13 protein-coding genes are annotated in these 16,765 nt (G+C 37.2%); 7 read left to right on the top strand and 6 right to left on the bottom strand.

Annotated elements, in window-relative coordinates:
* Positions 1–45 precede the first annotated feature (45 nt).
* The 3 genes from ABFX33_RS20455 to ABFX33_RS20445 form a co-directional block, all read right to left on the bottom strand.
* Positions 46–867 carry a UDP-2,3-diacylglucosamine diphosphatase gene (locus tag ABFX33_RS20455; RefSeq protein WP_120260579.1) on the bottom strand — a complete coding sequence of 274 codons (822 nt, stop codon included), beginning with the start codon at positions 865–867 and terminating at the stop codon, positions 46–48.
* A 331-nt stretch (positions 868–1,198) separates the two neighbouring features.
* Positions 1,199–2,062 carry an N-acetylglucosamine kinase gene (locus tag ABFX33_RS20450; RefSeq protein ID WP_077432461.1) on the bottom strand — a complete coding sequence of 288 codons (864 nt, stop codon included), beginning with the start codon at positions 2,060–2,062 and terminating at the stop codon, positions 1,199–1,201.
* A gap of 241 nt (positions 2,063–2,303) precedes the next feature.
* Positions 2,304–4,031, bottom strand: coding sequence for an MFS transporter (locus ABFX33_RS20445; protein WP_346087877.1), 1,728 nt, complete (start codon positions 4,029–4,031; stop codon positions 2,304–2,306).
* 295 nt (positions 4,032–4,326) lie between these two features.
* On the opposite strand from ABFX33_RS20445, the gene rho reads away from it, so the two are divergent.
* Both rho and pssA read left to right on the top strand, forming a co-directional pair.
* Positions 4,327–5,826: a transcription termination factor Rho gene (gene rho, locus ABFX33_RS20440; RefSeq protein WP_257092090.1), complete on the top strand. Its 1,500-nt coding sequence runs from the start codon at positions 4,327–4,329 to the stop codon at positions 5,824–5,826.
* Positions 5,827–5,995: 169 nt separating this feature from the next.
* Positions 5,996–6,682, top strand: coding sequence for a CDP-diacylglycerol--serine O-phosphatidyltransferase (gene pssA / locus ABFX33_RS20435; protein WP_346087875.1), 687 nt, complete (start codon positions 5,996–5,998; stop codon positions 6,680–6,682).
* Here the strand turns inward: pssA and ABFX33_RS20430 are convergent.
* Positions 6,679–7,023 carry an Hpt domain-containing protein gene (locus tag ABFX33_RS20430; protein ID WP_120260587.1) on the bottom strand — a complete coding sequence of 115 codons (345 nt, stop codon included), beginning with the start codon at positions 7,021–7,023 and terminating at the stop codon, positions 6,679–6,681. The genes pssA and ABFX33_RS20430 overlap by 4 nt on opposite strands.
* Positions 7,004–7,507: a 2-amino-4-hydroxy-6-hydroxymethyldihydropteridine diphosphokinase gene (gene folK / locus ABFX33_RS20425; protein ID WP_346087873.1), complete on the bottom strand. Its 504-nt coding sequence runs from the start codon at positions 7,505–7,507 to the stop codon at positions 7,004–7,006. The genes ABFX33_RS20430 and folK overlap by 20 nt, the downstream gene beginning before the upstream one ends.
* A 122-nt stretch (positions 7,508–7,629) precedes the next feature.
* Between folK and sppA the strand changes: the two genes are divergently transcribed.
* From sppA to ABFX33_RS20410, 3 genes are all read left to right on the top strand, one after another.
* Positions 7,630–9,396 (top strand): signal peptide peptidase SppA, encoded by a 1,767-nt coding sequence (sppA, locus tag ABFX33_RS20420; RefSeq protein ID WP_346087871.1) that lies wholly within the window; start codon positions 7,630–7,632, stop codon positions 9,394–9,396.
* 111 nt (positions 9,397–9,507) lie between these two features.
* Entirely contained in the window at positions 9,508–10,698 is a 1,191-nt protein-coding gene (locus tag ABFX33_RS20415) for a phosphoglycerate kinase (protein ID WP_346087869.1), read from the top strand.
* 261 nt (positions 10,699–10,959) lie between these two features.
* Positions 10,960–11,802, top strand: a complete 843-nt coding sequence (locus ABFX33_RS20410; protein WP_346087867.1) for an endonuclease/exonuclease/phosphatase family protein — start codon at positions 10,960–10,962, stop codon at positions 11,800–11,802.
* Here the strand turns inward: ABFX33_RS20410 and ABFX33_RS20405 are convergent.
* The gene (locus tag ABFX33_RS20405) at positions 11,799–14,486 is read right to left on the bottom strand and encodes a TolB-like translocation protein (RefSeq protein WP_346087865.1); all 2,688 of its coding nucleotides are present in this window, start codon (positions 14,484–14,486) and stop codon (positions 11,799–11,801) included. The genes ABFX33_RS20410 and ABFX33_RS20405 overlap by 4 nt on opposite strands.
* Before the next feature lie 440 nt (positions 14,487–14,926).
* Here ABFX33_RS20405 and ABFX33_RS20400 point away from each other — a divergent pair, with 440 nt between their 5' ends.
* Together ABFX33_RS20400 and mgtE are read left to right on the top strand one after the other, a co-directional pair.
* Positions 14,927–15,229: a hypothetical protein gene (locus tag ABFX33_RS20400; RefSeq protein ID WP_346087863.1), complete on the top strand. Its 303-nt coding sequence runs from the start codon at positions 14,927–14,929 to the stop codon at positions 15,227–15,229.
* Between the two features lie 63 nt (positions 15,230–15,292).
* Positions 15,293–16,669: a magnesium transporter gene (mgtE, locus tag ABFX33_RS20395; RefSeq protein WP_346087861.1), complete on the top strand. Its 1,377-nt coding sequence runs from the start codon at positions 15,293–15,295 to the stop codon at positions 16,667–16,669.
* Positions 16,670–16,765: the final 96 nt, after the last annotated feature.

The raw sequence follows: 16,765 nt of genomic DNA, 5'->3' as shown, positions 1-16,765 counted from the left end.
CTTTTTATAATTTCTTCCAAGATATATTGTTACTGTGCTTTTCGGCTAAGATGATATGACAATTTTCTTTAAATCTTCTAGACTGAAAAGTGGGGTGTCGATGATTTTGTTTTTAAGGATTTGCTCCTTGTTTTCTTCGAAATAGAAGAGCTTCCACTCCCCATTTTTGTATTCTAAGCTGCTTAGATTTTCAATCCAATCGCCCGAATTCATGTAGGTGCATGTACCTTTTCGAGTAATGACCTCCTTTATTTGGGGCTGATGAATGTGACCACAGATTACAAAATCATAGTTTTTCTCAATAGCTAACTCGGTTGCTGTATGTTCGAAGTCTGAGATATACTTAACGGCCTTTTTAACAGAATTTTTTATTTTTTTTGAGAGTGAGTATTTCTCCTTTCCCATTTTATCTAGACAATAATTGATCACATTATTAAGTTGGATCAATTTGTCATAACCCCAACCCCCAAGTTTTGCCAACCATTTTGAATGATGGATGGATGCATCGAAAACATCGCCATGAAAGATCCATACCTTTTGATTATTAAGTGAAAGAAGTAGCTTGTTGCTCAGTTTGATGTTTCCTAACTTGAGGTCAGTAAACTTGCGTAACATTTCGTCGTGATTACCAGTAATGTAATGGACTTCAGTACCAGTTGAGCTCATATCGATAATCTTCTTGATGACCTTTAAATGATCTTGTGGAAAGTAGCTTTTTTTAAATTGCCAAATATCTACAATATCGCCATTGAGGATCAATATCTTGGGGGCGACGGATTCCAGGTAAAGTAAAAGTTCTTTGGCTCTACTTCCGTATGTACCTAAGTGTATGTCTGAGAGTACAAGTATATCAAGGCTTCTTTTCATCGGAATAAACTATAAATATTCTTTTTACAAAAAAAAGGTAATTTTATTTTGTACTGATGAAATTCCTGTTATTAAATTATTAAAATTTCCCGTAAAACGGTATGAATAAGTTTATTAGAATTTAATATTGTAGCTTAATTGTTGTAGGTTAGTTTTTAAAAATGAGGAAATTTTTGGAAAAGAAGGAATTCAAAAGTTGTTTGTCAAGATCTCAGTCTAATTAGCCTAATTTTGAAGCTAGATTTGATTTGTTGAAAGGAGAAGGTAATAAAAAAAGGTGCATCATCTAATGCACCTTTTTTTTAAATATGTTAAAGATTATTTTCCTTTTCTATTTAGCAGTTGCTGCCGCTCTATCGATGTGAAATTGTACTAGGTCATCAATAGGAGAACGCAAAATTTTACCTACTTTCATGCCATATTGTTCAGCTTTTTCAGCTAATACATTTCTGAAATTGTAGCCTACTGAACCAATGCAATTAAAAGTATAACTTTGATAATTAGGATATTTACTTACTAAATTTCTGAAGAAAGCTTCAAATGCTTCATCTACAATATTACGTGTATATTCGATATTTACATTATTGTCATATACGAATTTACTGAAACTTGCACAGAAACGATTAGGCATAGGTTTGGTATACACCGCGTCCATGATTTCATCTTTCGTCATTTTATACGTGTTCCAAAACACTTCCTTTACATCTTTAGGCATTAAATTACGAACATAGTCTGCAAGTAATTTTTTACCAATGTAACTACCCGATCCCTCGTCACCTAAAATGTAAGCTCCGGAATCAATATTTAATGTAATTTCTTTGCCGTCATAGAGACAAGAATTTGTTCCTGTACCCAAGATCGCAGCAAATCCAGCTTCGGATCCCAGTAATGCTCTTGCTGCAGCAAGGAGATCATGTCCCACTTCCACTTTCGCTGTAGTAAATACGTGTTTTAGTGCATCAACTACGATCTGTGCCTTCTCTTTATTATGGACCCCTGCACCATAATAATTTACTTCCGCGATTTTTTCAAAAGGTAAATCCTGCGGTAATCCTTTTTTTAGGGAGTTTACAATGTATTCACTGTCAACAAAATACGGGTTATACCCTTCTGTGTTGAAGTAGATTTTTTTATTTGAATCGTCTAACAAACACCAGTTTGTTTTTGTTGATCCCCCGTCAGCAATGATTATCATTATTGAGTAGTTTTAATTGTGTTTATCGTTATAAAATGAGTAATCAATTCATTAATCAATTCCCCGAAAATACATTTTTTAATTTTAAATATCATAATTTATCCGAGTATTTTTGAAAAAATAAATTTTATGAATTTGCTCATAATATAAAAAAACTGGCTTAACAATACTGTTAAGCCAGTTTTTGGGTGCTGTAATAAAATTGATTAAATAGTGTACTATTTACAATTAGTTGATGCTTTTAATGTGCTCCTTCCGCCTCGATTTCATCAATATTGATTCCTTGTTTAGTTAAAATTCCCTTGACAAATACAGCAAAGAAAACGATATAACAGAATCCGATTAATGGTAGGATATAGGAGTTGTGTATTCCAATAAGATCTGCCAATTTTCCTTGGATAGGAGGAAGGACACCACCACCAAGGATCATCATGACCAGGAATGCTGAACCCTGAGCAGTATATTTTCCTAGACCAACGATTGATAAACTGAAAATAGATGACCACATAATTGAACAGGCAAGTCCTCCAGATAAAAATGCATAAATCGCGATCGTACCTGAAGAGAAAAGGCCGATTAACATGGCGATGATTCCAAATAAACCGAAAATGATCAATGTACGGGCTGGTTTTTCTTTACTTAGATAAAAAGCAACGATTTGCAGAATAATACAGATCACATAGTAATAAAGGTGTGACATTTCGAAGCCTGCAAGTGTATTGACACCAATTATAATCGAGAAAGCGATTAAAGGAACAATAATCAGCAGTCCATTTTTAGCCGATTTACTGAGGTTGAATGCTGTAATGGCTCCGGCCCATCGACCGATCATCATACTTCCCCAATACATGGATACATATGGTGTGATTTGTGAAGACTGTAGGTGGCCAAATTCTTTTAAAGTAAGCAACTCACCTAAGTTACTACCAATAGCAACTTCGATACCTACATAGATAAATAATGCAAGCATTCCCAAAGCCAGTTGCGGATATTTCATTGCTCCCCAGCCTTCAGGGTTCTTTTTCGCGCTTCTGTTGGAGAAAAGTAAACCGCCGATAACAACAATTAATGCACCTGCTAACCACATCATACGTTGTGTTTCAAGAGGTTTGGCAACTTCTTTAATATGTGCTTTTAATTGGTCGATTTGTAGCTGATCAGTGAGGCTTGAGGCTTGTTGATGGAGCTGTTCGATATGCAATGCAAGGTCACTTTTGTAACTTAGGAATACTGGAGTGAACATACCGAATAGTAGAACTGTCATGATGATCAAGGTACGTAAAGCCTTATTGGCTTTTTCCATGGGTTCATTGCTAATTCCAGCTGGAACTTTTTTACTGAAATTGAATAATGCTGCAGCCAAAATAAACAACAAACCAACACCAACATATAGATATACAACTTTATTTAAAGGAAGATTGGCAATTTCTGAATCTGAGATCGGCTCAAATGTTCCAAATAGCGAGAAACCAATCACCAATGGTCCTATTGTCGTTCCGAATGAGTTGATACCACCGCCAAGGTTGACACGGGATGCTCCCGTCTTTGGGTCACCTAATAAAACGGCGAAGGGATTGGCAGCTGTTTGCTGTAACGAGAATCCAAGTGCAACCACAAATAGACCCAACAACATTCCAATATATAAATTTACCTCGACCGCCACAATCATTGCTGCTGCTCCCAAAGCAGAAAATAGTAGACCATAAACGATACTTTTTTTGTAACCCCACTTTCCAACAAGGTCTTTACCGCCAATTGAACTAAAGATAAACAGGAGTAATGCTCCAATGTAGTAGGCCGTGTAAAAAGCAAAGTCAATGAGCTGCGATTGAAATTGATCTAGGTGAAAATAATTCTTGCAGAATGGGATAAATACGCTATTTCCCGCTGCAATGAATCCCCAAAAGAAAAACACAATAATCAATGTGTAGAGTGCGGGGTAATTGGTTTTAGTTTGTTGCTGTTCCATATAAGGGATCTAAAAACTTAAATTTTGAAAGGTACGAACTTATGAAAAAAAATATAAAATTCAATCTAAAAATGTCGTTAAATCGTTTTACTAGCTACAATAGTAAATATTTTTTTTGAAATATTTTGAAATAACAAAATTTGTTTTTTTCTTTGTCTAGGTTCTCAAGATTTAATCCACTTCGGGTTTAAAAGAAATCATTAAGTTCTTCATTCACTTAAACAAGGAAACAAGCTTAGGTGTGTAATCAGAATAAAGCTCAAAAGAAAATCCAAAAATCATACACAACACATTAATGGATATTAACGAATTAAACGCTAAACTCGTATCGGAATTGCGCGAGATTGCTAAGTTGATCGGTATCGCGGATGCTGATAAATTGCGTAAGCAAGAATTAATAGAAAGAATTAGCAATACCGGTGGGGAAGAAGAAGCAGCTCCGGCTTCTGTAGAAAAAGTTGCTAAAGTGGAGGAGGATAATCAGGAACAGGGTGAACGCACTCGTAAGCGCGTAAGAACGGTGAAGACCGTTGAGCCTGTGACTGTCAGAAAACGTGAGGCTGTTGAAAGTGAGGAAAGCAGTCCCGCAGTAGAAAGTACTCCTACAACAGATAAAGGTTCCCAACCTGAAAAAACACCTCAAACTCCAAAAGCTGAAAATACTTCTTCTAGTACAGATTTCGACAATGTTATCGTTAATGAGGGTGTGTTGGAAATTATGCCAGATGGCTATGGTTTCTTGCGTTCATCAGACTATAACTATTTGACATCTCCAGATGATATTTATGTATCACAGTCTCAGATCAAATTATTTGGTTTGAAAACAGGAGATACCGTTCGTGGTTGTATTCGCCCTCCAAAAGAAGGTGAGAAATATTTTCCATTGGTTAGAGTAGAGGCCATCAACGGACAGAATCCTGCAGAGGTACGTGACCGTGTGCCTTTTGACTACTTGACACCTTTATTCCCTGATGAGCGCTTAAATCTGGATATGGGTATGGGTAACTACTCAACTCGTATTATGGATTTGTTTACGCCAATCGGTAAAGGTCAACGTGGATTGATCGTTGCTCAACCAAAAACGGGTAAAACAAATTTATTGAAGGAAGTTGCCAACGCAATTGCGAAGAATCACCCTGAGGTATACCTTATTATCTTGTTGATCGATGAGCGTCCTGAAGAGGTTACGGATATGGCAAGAAGTGTGCGTGCTGAGGTTGTATCATCTACTTTTGATGAGCCTGCTGACCGCCATGTGAAAATTGCTAATATTGTATTGGAGAAAGCGAAACGTATGGTAGAGTGTGGTCATGACGTGGTCATCCTATTGGATTCAATCACTCGTCTGGCGCGTGCTTACAATACTGTTGCTCCTGCTTCAGGTAAAATCTTGTCAGGTGGTGTGGATGCAAATGCGTTACATAAACCAAAACGTTTCTTTGGTGCGGCTAGAAATATCGAAAACGGTGGTTCATTAACAATCCTTGCAACAGCTTTAACAGATACTGGTTCAAAAATGGATGAGGTGATCTTTGAAGAATTTAAAGGAACGGGTAATATGGAGTTACAATTGGATCGTAAATTGGCGAACAAGCGTATCTTCCCTGCAATTGACATTACTGCGTCAAGTACGCGTCGTGATGATCTATTGACGGATAAAGAATCATTGCAACGTATCTGGGTACTTCGCAATCACTTGTCGGATATGAATTCTACAGAAGCAATGGAATTCTTGCAAGGACAAATGCGTGGTACTAAATCAAATGAAGAATTTTTGATCAGTATGAATGGGTAATCCCATCAAATTTTGATATTTTAGCCATCATTTTACTAAAATGATGGCTTTTTTGTGTCCGATCGTATGATGTGGTAGAGTATAATTCAATTTTGAAATATTATTGAGCTGCTAATACATACAAAGAGGCCACTTTGAAAATTGCAATAAGTACATAAATATAATATTGATGAAAAAACATATTCCAAATCTGCTAACCTGCCTCAATCTTTTTAGTGGCTGTATTGCTGTACTGATGGCGTTGGATGGCAACATAAAAGCGGTAACTATATGTGTGCTTGCTTCTGGAATATTTGATTTTTTTGATGGTATGGTCGCAAGGCTGCTTCATGTAAAATCACCTATTGGTAAAGAATTGGATTCGCTTGCCGATATGGTCAGCTTTGGATTTCTACCAGGGGTAATTATGTTTACATTATTACAAAAGGTATTTCCCGGTGGATCTTTATTTCCTTATCTAGGCTTTATTGTTACTGTATTTTCAGCTTTACGATTGGCAAAGTTTAATTTGGATGAGCGGCAAACGGCAGATTTTATAGGGCTTAATACTCCAATGAATACTTTTTATGTGCTTTCATTGCCTTATATCGCTGATAAGTATCCTGAACTTATCATAAATCCAATATTCTTGATTTGTAGTGCGCTGCTGACCAGTTATCTATTGATTAGTGAGATTCGACTGTTTTCGATGAAATTTAGTTCAATGGACTGGGCGACGAATAAATATCGCTTTATTTTTCTATTCTTAACTTTGGTGTTATTTGCAATTGGACAATTTATGGCTTTGCCAGTTATTCTACTTCTGTATTTTATATTGTCAGCATTGCATTTCAATAAAAAAAACGATCTAGCTTAGATCGTTTTTTCATATTGTTCGAGTTCAAATAACAATTCTTTCATTTCGATGTCCAGCACCTCAAAAGTTGCCCTAAGTCCTTCTAAGGATTCCTGATTTTTGGCACTTAATTCCAAATTCTCAAATTTAGCTTTTAAGTGAAAAGCTCCTATGTAATCCATCGTAGGTTTAATATGATGAGCTGCATCTGCAATTTTTTGATGATTACCTGTATTTAAGGCATTTCGCAAGTTGTCTAAGTCTACTGGGGTCTGGATAAGATACATTGATACAAATTGTTTGATCAAATCAGTATTGTCAAACATATTTTGGTTGATCAGGTCAATGTCGATATGATTCATCGTCGCTAATTTTCTTTACGGGTAATTCGTCTTTGCAATTATTCAATAAAGATACATTATTTTTTTTGTAAACGGGGTGTATGTATGTTGGGGCTATTTCTGCTAAGGGCTCCAATGTAAAGCGTCTTTCTGAAATAAAAGGATGTGGTACAATCAGATTTGGGTGATTGATAACTTCGTCGTTGAAATAAAGTAAATCAATGTCTATCGCCCGCTCTCCCCATTTCTTCAGTCGTACTCTTCCTAGATCTAATTCAATCTTTTGGGTAAGGTTTAAGCATTCAAGTGCAGATAGCGGTGAGCTTATTAGGATGACCTGATTAAGGAATGAAGGTTGATCTTCAACTCCCCAAGCTGCAGTTTCATATATTGAGGATTCTTGCATTATCATTCCAATCTGTTGTTCGAGGGATTGTTTTGCTAATGAGAGTTGTTGCAAGCGGTCTCCTAAGTTCGTTCCCAATAAAATAAAAATCTTGTTCATGTCGCTAAATTAAGTCTTTATGAAATAAAATACTGGGGGAATAAAAAATATTGCATTACCTTTAGCGTAAAATAAATCATTCCATGTACAAGAACTGCATAAACTGGAATTAATTATAAAATATGAAATCATTTTTTAAGTATGTATTAGCAACGATTACAGGGATTGTTATATCTTTTGTGATTTTGTTTATTGTTTTTATGGGTATTATCGGTGCGATTATTAGCTCTGCTTCCTCTGATCAGGAAGTTGCTGTCAAAACCAATTCGGTGCTGTTTCTATCCTTTGACTATGATATTAATGAACGGAATGACAATAATCCTTTTGGAAGCTTAAATCTTCCGGGTTATTCTACCAAAAGTATCGGGTTGGATGATATTCTGGGAAGAATAAGGTATGCGGCAACAGATGCGAATATAAAGGGGATTTATATGGATGCGGGTAGTATCGGTACTGGTTTTGCAAGTTTAAAGGCTGTACGTGATGAACTTTTAGCATTTAAAAAAACGGGAAAATTTGTTGTTGCCTACAATGCTGGGTATAATCAAAAAGCATATTATGTAGCCAGTATTGCAGATAAGGTATATGTCAATCCCCAAGGTACCATAGATTTTAGAGGTCTTTCTAGTTCGACAATGTTTTACAAAGACCTATTGGACAAGGTTGGGGTTGAGATGCAGATTGTGAAAGTAGGGACGTTTAAGAGCGCGGTGGAGCCTTACTTCCTCAATAAGATGAGTGACCCAAATCGTTTGCAGATAACATCGTATCTGGGAAGCATATATGATACTTTTATCAATGAAATCGCTGCAAGTCGGAACATTCCGGCAGATTCATTGCGTGGTATAGCCAATGATTATCTGGTTAGGAATGCGGATGATGCGGTACGGTATAAGCTTGCTGATGCTAAGATCTATAAGGACGAACTGCTCTCTGATTTAAGAAAGCGATTGAAGATAGGCGAGAAGGATGAGATATCTTTTGTTTCATTGTTCGACTACAATAAAAAGGTGAAGGATGATGCTAGTGGATCTGAGGTGGCTGTGCTTTACGCTGTTGGCGAGATTGTGGATGGTGAAGGTACCCGTCCGGGTGAGATCGGAGGGGATAAATTTTCAAGAGAATTACGTAAGCTGCGAGAGGATGATGCGGTAAAGGCTGTTGTGTTGCGTGTGAATTCACCTGGGGGTTCGGCACTTGCTTCAGATGTTATCTGGAGGGAGGTGATTTTGACTAAAAAAGTTAAACCAGTAATTGTTTCTATGGGAGATGTAGCGGCTTCAGGGGGCTATTATATTGCTGCGGCCGCTGACTCCATATTTGCTGAGCCGACGACCATTACCGGATCAATTGGTGTATTTGGTGTAATACCGAATTTCCAGAATCTGATGAACAATAAAATTGGCGTTCACTACGATGGTGTAAAGACAGGAAAATTTGCGGATTTGATGACTACTTTTGATCGCCCATTGACTGCTGAAGAAAGGGATATTATCCAACGTGAGGTTGACAAAGTGTATGCTACTTTTACAAAAGTTGTGTCTGAAGGTAGAAAGATGCCATTGGCGAATGTTGATAGTATTGGTCAGGGCCGTGTTTGGACGGGTACACAGGGGCTGGGCAACAAATTGGTGGATCGACTGGGTAATCTTGATGTTGCTATTCAGGCGGCGGCTAAAAAGGCAAATCTAAGCAAGTATAAAGTTTCGCAATATCCTGCGAAGGAAGATCCGTTTACCTCAATATTGAACAATTCAAAGGAAAAAGTTCAGGTTTGGGTTGCTAAAGAACAAATGGGCGAATACTATCGTTATTTTGATGTGATGCGCAAGGCGACAGCGCAGAGCGGGGTTCAGGCAAGGTTGCCTTATACGGTTGAAATCCATTAATGATAATTTAATCCGATAAAAAGGCATTTATTTGATGAAAATAAATGCCTTTTTTCTATATTTAGCTGTTCGTTTGGCAAACGACAGATCCTAAAACATTAAAGTTACATAATGAAAACAGTAGACGATTTAAATTTTGCAGGTAAAAAAGCCTTGGTTCGCGTAGATTTCAACGTTCCTTTGGATGAAAATTTCAATATTACGGATGATAATCGTATTCAAGGAGCTGCTCCAACAATAAAGAAAATTTTGAACGACGGCGGAAGCGTGATATTGATGTCCCATTTAGGAAGACCAAAAGATGGTCCTACTGATAAGTATTCATTAAAACATATTGTGGCTCATCTATCTAAGGTATTAGGTACAGAAGTTCAATTTGCCGATGATTGTATTGGAAATGAAGCTGTAGAAAAAGCTGCTACATTGCAGGCTGGCCAAGTTTTATTACTTGAGAATCTACGTTTTTATAAAGAAGAGGAAAAAGGTGATGTAGGATTTGCTGAAAAGCTTTCAAAATTGGGTGATGTTTATGTGAATGATGCCTTCGGTACCGCGCATAGAGCACATGCTTCAACTGCGATTGTCGCACAGTTTTTTCCATCAGCTAAATATAGCGGTTATTTGATGGCTGCCGAGGTAGGGAATGCAGAGAAAGTTTTGAATAATCCGGTTAGACCTTTTACAGCGATTATGGGGGGAGCGAAAGTTTCTGATAAGATCCAATTGATCGAAGCTTTATTGGATAAAGTGGATAACCTACTGATCGGTGGAGGTATGGCTTATACTTTTATCAAAGCAAGAGGTGGTGAAATTGGTAAGTCATTGGTTGAGATGGATAAACTTGACCTCGCAAATGAATTGGTAAAGAAAGCAAAAGAAAAAGGCGTGAATCTTGTTATTCCTACAGATGCTCAAATTGCTGATGCGTTTTCTAATGATGCAAATGTATATGACGGGCCAAACGATCAAATTCCTGCGGATCTTCAGGGTCTGGATATCGGGGAGGAGTCTGCTAAGAATTTTGCAGCTATTATCAAAGATTCAAAAACAGTTCTTTGGAATGGACCTATGGGGGTTTTTGAATTTGATACCTTTGCGAAAGGTACCAAAGCTGTGGCTGATGCTGTTGTAGAAGCAACCAAAAATGGCGCATTTTCTTTAATCGGTGGTGGAGATTCAGCTGCTGCAGTGAGTAAATTTGGTATGACAGAAGATGTTAGCTATGTCAGTACAGGTGGAGGAGCATTATTAGAATATATGGAAGGTAAAGTTCTTCCTGGTGTAAAAGCACTCGAAGACTAATAAATCAAACAGAATATTGAAAAGGGGTAACGTTGAGTTATCCCTTTTTTTATGAGGAACGACTGGCCTAAATCTACGGTGTTTTTTTATTGATGGTGGTAGGAGCTAATGACTTGTGAAAAAAGCTTCTATTTATTATGGCTGAGATGAGTTCGGTAATGTCAGATTTAAATCAATTATCTGTTAAATATCTGTATAGTGTTGGTGAGTGTTTGCCGTATTTGCTAAATTTATCACAACATGATTATATAGGTTTTATTGATGGATGCTAATCACAAAAAAGAAAAAGATAGTTCAGGTTTTTTTTCGGTGTTGACATACAATGTAGCGGGATTGCCAGGGTTTATTTCTTCTGCAATTACAGGCAGGAGTAGGAGTATCGCTGAGATAGGTAAAAAGATTAATCCTTTTGATATCGTAAATGTACAGGAGGATTTCAATTATAACAATAGTCTTTATTTGGGAGGAAACCAGCATCCTTATCGGACCAAGCCTAAGGGGCGTGTGCCTTTTGGCGATGGTTTGAACACGCTGTCTCGTTTTCCGATGTCAGATGTAATCCGCGTTCCCTGGAAAAAACGCACGGGGGCTGATTTCCTGACGCCTAAAGGTTTTACCTTGGTCAAGGTGGAAATAGTTGCGGGGATATGGCTGGATGTCTATAATGTACATGCAAACGCTCAGAACAGTAGGCGTGCCTCTAGTGCTAGAAGGGACAATCTCAATCAGCTGCGCGATTATATAGGTGAGAACTCTAGTGATAATGCGCTGATTGTTATGGGGGACTTTAATGCTCATTATAGTTTCGGTGATGATAATCTACATGATTTTATGGAGTCAACCACATTGGTGGACAGTTGGGTAGAACTCCAAAACGGCGGACTGGTGCCAGAAGCGAAGCATGCGTTCAAACCTCCTCATATGTTATCAATTGGTAATCAGAACGAGTCAATAGACAAAATTCTTTACCGTAGCAACGGTCATGTAAATTTGGCTGCGCGTGACTATAATATAGAAAATAATCTGTTTACGAACCTCAGGGGTCTACCTTTGTCAGATCATTATGCTCTAGCTGCTAATTTTAATTGGGCTATTCATCCTTAGTAGGTGTAATTTAAACTTACCGTTGGAACGACGCGCTGCGTTGCTGTATTATCATTGATGTAGGTTCCTTTTACGACAAACTCAAAGTCGGGTAATGGATATCTAAAAGCATTGAAATCAAAGGAAAGGTAGCCTCCAAAACTCTTCGGTACCGCTTCTTTATGTTTGTGGATATTTTGATAGTCTGCAAATACACCACCTTTTATACGTTTTATATAAGTCAGTGATCCTATACTAAAATCAGGATAGGCTATTGGAAAACGATAATTGACCAATAATGTATTTTTTATCTTTTCATATTTGTAATAACTAAACCCGCTGACGAGTGGGATATCGTTAATGTATTCATAAATTCCCGTTCCCGCCTGTGCACTCAAGCGAATTTGAAATCCATGATTGTTTACAAAGCCAGGTAGGTAAAATACTGTTCTCGCAGATAGAATTTCACCTTTGGCCTTGTTTTCAAAAGGCGTGTGCCTATAAGTTATACTGAAATTTTGTCCCCATCGCGGGTATTGATCCATATTTGCCATTCGGGCATTTCTGTTGAAATAAAGTTGGTACGTTAACGGAAATGCAGTTTCGTAATTAAAGTTTTTGAGGTCATTCCGACTTAGGCTGTAACGTTTCAAATAGGCTGTTGCAAAATTGAATCCTGTGGAATAATTGTAATCAAGCCTATAAAAAGATAGTGGGATAGAAATTTGAGAGGAAACGTAATGTTCTCTCCAATCGAACCTTATACTGCTGTCTGGTTTATTGGGTACGCTTGCTGCTGCAATTTGCCCTCTATTTTCGTAGCGAAGTGAGAATTTCGGAAAATATTTGTTGTAAGTAAGTTCGGCCGAATAAATACTTTTTCTGATGTCTGTATCGTATTCATAGCCAAGCGCAATTTGAGTCGTGTTTAAAATGTTATTTGAAAGCCAAAAAATGCCAGGTTTGAAATTATCAAAACTCTCAAAGTTGCTACTACTTAAAGAAAGACTATGGAAGTTAAACGTTCGTCCAAGTCCCTTGTATGGCTCAATGGTGTAATGCTGGTTGGAATCTGGTGCTGTGGCAGCAATATTGAATATGCTGTCTTTCTTTACAGCATCAGCATAGTAGTGGGAAAAATAATCAGTTTCTGGTTTTATATCGAAGGTCGTATCTATACTTGTTTGGCTGATTTTATAGCCATTGTATTGATAGTTGTTAAAAAGTAATTGCTTAGTTTCTTTATTATAAAAAGGATTAAAAGCGCCGAATGGGGCTTTGGTCAGGAGATGTTTCGCTTCCGATTGACGATCTATTTTGTAAATATTATCAATACCATTAAAGTTAGCTTTGACAAGTATATCCATACCTGAAAGGTATTGTGGCCTTTCGTATTGTTGATCGCCCCATGAGGTGATGTTTGTTATTTTATCATTTTTGAGATCTATTTCGCAGAGTGCTGTTCCAATTTCTGATAAGCGGATAGCAATTACTTTGTCTCCTGTTGGGTTGAAAGCGGGATGTTGAAGCTGTTCTGAATCGACTGTTTTTATCCGCTTAATTACAGAGCCGTTTTTAAGGCTTATAAGCGTAAGATAACTTGTGTTGGATAAATCTACTTCAATACAAGCAATGGATTCGTCTACGGGGCTAAATACGGGTGAATAATATCTGGACTGTTTGGTCAGTGTTTTGATTTTTCCTGTTTTCCGGTTCATTAAGTTGATGACACTATATGTTCTCTTGTTATAGCGTGGATCTTTTCGCAATTCATCCCATACAATATATTCCTTGTTGATGTCGAAATGTGGGGTCAACTGGATACCTGTTTTTACAAGTTGTGATTCCGATTTTTTATCATTGTCATAAGTATATATTGCATTTGTTTTTTCTGGATTTTGTTTAATGAAGTAAATCAAGTTTCCATTTGATTTTGGTAATAGATTGCTGTTATAATAGCGGTTATTTTGACCTGAAATTTCAGCGTAATTTTGAGCTAAATAATTGGCTGTTTTTTGCTCCCATATTGAGTCTAGTTTTGTGATCGTTTTATTGAATAAATAGCGGCTATTTCCACCTATTTTTTTCTTCAGTACACGGTTGATATTATAAGGATAGAGTGGCCGTTTGTTGAGCTCTGAAAATAAATCTGCTTCGTAATTTGGCGGCAGTTCCGATTTAAGTGTTGATGTCATCAAGTAGCCAATTGTGTAGTAACTGGGGACAATATCCTTAAAGGATCCGAGCAGGTATTTGTCGAAACTATAGTTCTGTTTAGATTGGAAGTTGGCTTTGATCGGCATTTCAAAAGAGGGCAATCGACCTCTTCCTCCACGAGAATAAATGGTTTCAGTCAGCGTAGCATCGCCTTCAAAAAACCAGGAAGGAACTGTAAGTCCATAATAAGCCAAGGCCAATTGTTCGAAAAAGGGAGCTCTTAATTTACCTGTCAATTTGTCAAACTGGTTAACATGTCTAGACTCATGGAGGATCAGATTGGGTAACCAAGTTTGATTATCGGGTTCGGCTCCAGCAGTGCTATATAGCTCGGATTTTCGAGGAGATAACTGTACAAAACCGTTTGTCTGTAGGTTCGTATTGTGTATAATGAAGGGGATCTGTCGCGGCGTTATTCTGTAATTTCTACTTGTTGTGCGCAAAGAGTTGTGGACCTGATTTGCTAGGGTAGGGGCTTTACCTTTCATCTCTTCAGGGAAAATGAGTTTAAAATTTGGTGTCTCGATTTTAAACCATTTCTGACTTAAGGGGGCTTGACTATCTTCAAAAAATTGTGCAAATGTTTTTTTTGAAGATATAGTTGATATTAATACTATTAATGTATTGAAAATTATGTTTTTATATTTCATATATATGGCTAATTTATGAATTGCTATTTTTTTTAGCTAAATATTTTGATTTTATATAAATATTATGTTTTAATAAGTTATTAAATATATTGATTTATATATAGTTATGGTTTTATTGTGTTTATGTTTTTTGCTGTTTATTTATTGCTTTTAGTTTGTTTTAAATGCTTGCTTTGGCTGTAGAAATTCGTTATCCAACTGGAAACAAGCACCTGACGAATATACTCAAATATTCAGGTATAAGTTAGGTGCTGCTGAAAAATATTTGGACATTTTTTATGCGTATGAATTTTATGCTTACGAAAGAGAGAAGGTTTTTTGTTCAGAAAGCGGTATGTGTAGATGATTTCTTCTTTACGTTTTTTTTTGTAAAGATGATGGTCGAGCTATGGTGTTCTTATGATGGTCCGTTTTGTCTGTTTTTTTTATGGGATCGTGATGTACAGGAGGGAATATTTGGTAATGACAAAATGTCTTATTTTGGAAAATGGACGGTCGGCTGTTCACTCATTGAAGATAAAATAGGAAAGAAGTTTTTCGGTCTTTTTATTATTTATTTTTTTATTCAGAATTTACTTTAAAAAAGCGATTTTTGTAACATATAATTTTGTACCGATGTAGGATTTTAAAATCGAAAGGAAGATATGGAAGAACTGGAAATGCAGGTAAGTCAAATAGAACAATTGATAGCGAATGGAGATTTTGTTGGGCTGGAAGAATTTCTAAATGAATTGAATATTTCTGAGGTGGAGGAACTGATTGATGAACTGCCAGAACATGGTCCGCTCTTTATAGAATCCTTAAATTTAAACCGTGCTGTAAACGTTTTTCGGATCCTTGATTTTCCTACCCAAAATCGAATTTTTAAGAAACTTTCTAAAGCGAAAATAAGTGCTTTAATTAATGAATTACCACCTGATGATCGGACTTCTTTTTTCTCCGAAATGAAGGATGATATAAAGCATTTAATCTTGCTCTTGCCACCAAAGGATAGGGTAGAAGCGCTGGCTTTATTGGGCTATCCCGAAGATAGTGTCGGGCGCTTGATGACTCCAGATTATATTACTGTAAAAGCACATTGGAGTATTGAAAGAATACTAGGACATATTCGTCGATATGGAAAGGATTCTGAGACTATTGATGTGCTTTATGTCATAGATTCAAATGGTAAATTGATTGACGATATTCGTATCAAAGATGTGCTGATGGCAGAGCCCGAAACAATTGTGGGTGATCTCATAGATTATCGATTAATTTCTTTGAATGCCTATGACCCGCAGGAGGAGGCAATTAATATTTTCCGTATGAATAATAGGGTTGCGCTTCCGGTTGTCGATGGACAGGGGGTGATGCTTGGGATCATTACGGTAGATGATATCTTGTGGGTAGCCAATGAAGAGTATACCGAGGATATGCAACGTATTGGTGGTACAGAAGCTTTGGATGAACCTTATTTGGATGTTTCCATCAAAAATCTTGTTAAGAAACGCGCGGGCTGGTTGATTGTTTTATTTCTAGGACAGTTATTGACAGCAACCGTCATCGAACATTTTGAGGAGCAAATGGCGAGCGCAATTATGTTATTTGCGTTAATGCCAGTGATTATTTCCAGTGGTGGTAATAGCGGTTCGCAGGCTTCTACATTAATTATACAGGCGATGGCATTAGGGGAAGTAACTCTTTCGGATTGGTGGCGCGTAATGCGAAGGGAGATATTGTCAGGGCTGTTGCTTGGGCTTATCCTGGGTGCCCTTGGTTTTTTGAGGATCATGGCTTGGCAGTCCTTTGCACATAGTTATGGTGAATACTGGGTACTGGTTGCTTTGGTGATTTCCTTGTCCTTGATAGGTGTTGTCCTTTGGGGCTCGCTTATGGGATCTATGCTTCCTTTTGTGATGAAGAGGTTGGGTGCTGACCCTGCGAGTTCATCAGCACCATTTGTATCAACTCTTGTGGATGTTACAGGCCTTTTAATATATTTTACAGTAGCCACACTAATTCTCAAAGGAGTATTACTTTAATCAGACGTTGAGGGTTAATTTGTTTGAGGGAATATTTAAGTAAAAGAAGAATTATGCTGTTAACGTTACTTAAAGAAGGTTTTTAGTGAGGACAGG

The organism is Sphingobacterium ginsenosidimutans (assembly GCF_039536865.1).
Lineage (GTDB): Bacteria > Bacteroidota > Bacteroidia > Sphingobacteriales > Sphingobacteriaceae > Sphingobacterium > Sphingobacterium detergens.
The sequence above is the reverse complement of the archived record's forward strand: the minus strand, read 5'-3'. Positions and strand labels throughout refer to the sequence as shown.

Excerpts from the sequence above, each read along its gene's own strand:
- ABFX33_RS20455 (WP_120260579.1), bottom strand. The coding sequence starts at position 867 with ATGAAAAGAAGCCTTGATATACTTGTACTCTCAGACATACACTTAGGT.
- ABFX33_RS20450 (WP_077432461.1), bottom strand. The coding sequence starts at position 2,062 with ATGATAATCATTGCTGACGGGGGATCAACAAAAACAAACTGGTGTTTG.
- ABFX33_RS20445 (WP_346087877.1), bottom strand. The coding sequence starts at position 4,031 with ATGGAACAGCAACAAACTAAAACCAATTACCCCGCACTCTACACATTG.
- rho (WP_257092090.1), top strand. The coding sequence starts at position 4,327 with ATGGATATTAACGAATTAAACGCTAAACTCGTATCGGAATTGCGCGAG.
- pssA (WP_346087875.1), top strand. The coding sequence starts at position 5,996 with ATGAAAAAACATATTCCAAATCTGCTAACCTGCCTCAATCTTTTTAGT.
- ABFX33_RS20430 (WP_120260587.1), bottom strand. The coding sequence starts at position 7,023 with ATGAATCATATCGACATTGACCTGATCAACCAAAATATGTTTGACAAT.
- folK (WP_346087873.1), bottom strand. The coding sequence starts at position 7,507 with ATGAACAAGATTTTTATTTTATTGGGAACGAACTTAGGAGACCGCTTG.
- sppA (WP_346087871.1), top strand. The coding sequence starts at position 7,630 with ATGAAATCATTTTTTAAGTATGTATTAGCAACGATTACAGGGATTGTT.
- ABFX33_RS20415 (WP_346087869.1), top strand. The coding sequence starts at position 9,508 with ATGAAAACAGTAGACGATTTAAATTTTGCAGGTAAAAAAGCCTTGGTT.
- ABFX33_RS20410 (WP_346087867.1), top strand. The coding sequence starts at position 10,960 with ATGGATGCTAATCACAAAAAAGAAAAAGATAGTTCAGGTTTTTTTTCG.
- ABFX33_RS20405 (WP_346087865.1), bottom strand. The coding sequence starts at position 14,486 with ATGAAAGGTAAAGCCCCTACCCTAGCAAATCAGGTCCACAACTCTTTG.
- ABFX33_RS20400 (WP_346087863.1), top strand. The coding sequence starts at position 14,927 with ATGCGTATGAATTTTATGCTTACGAAAGAGAGAAGGTTTTTTGTTCAG.
- mgtE (WP_346087861.1), top strand. The coding sequence starts at position 15,293 with ATGGAAGAACTGGAAATGCAGGTAAGTCAAATAGAACAATTGATAGCG.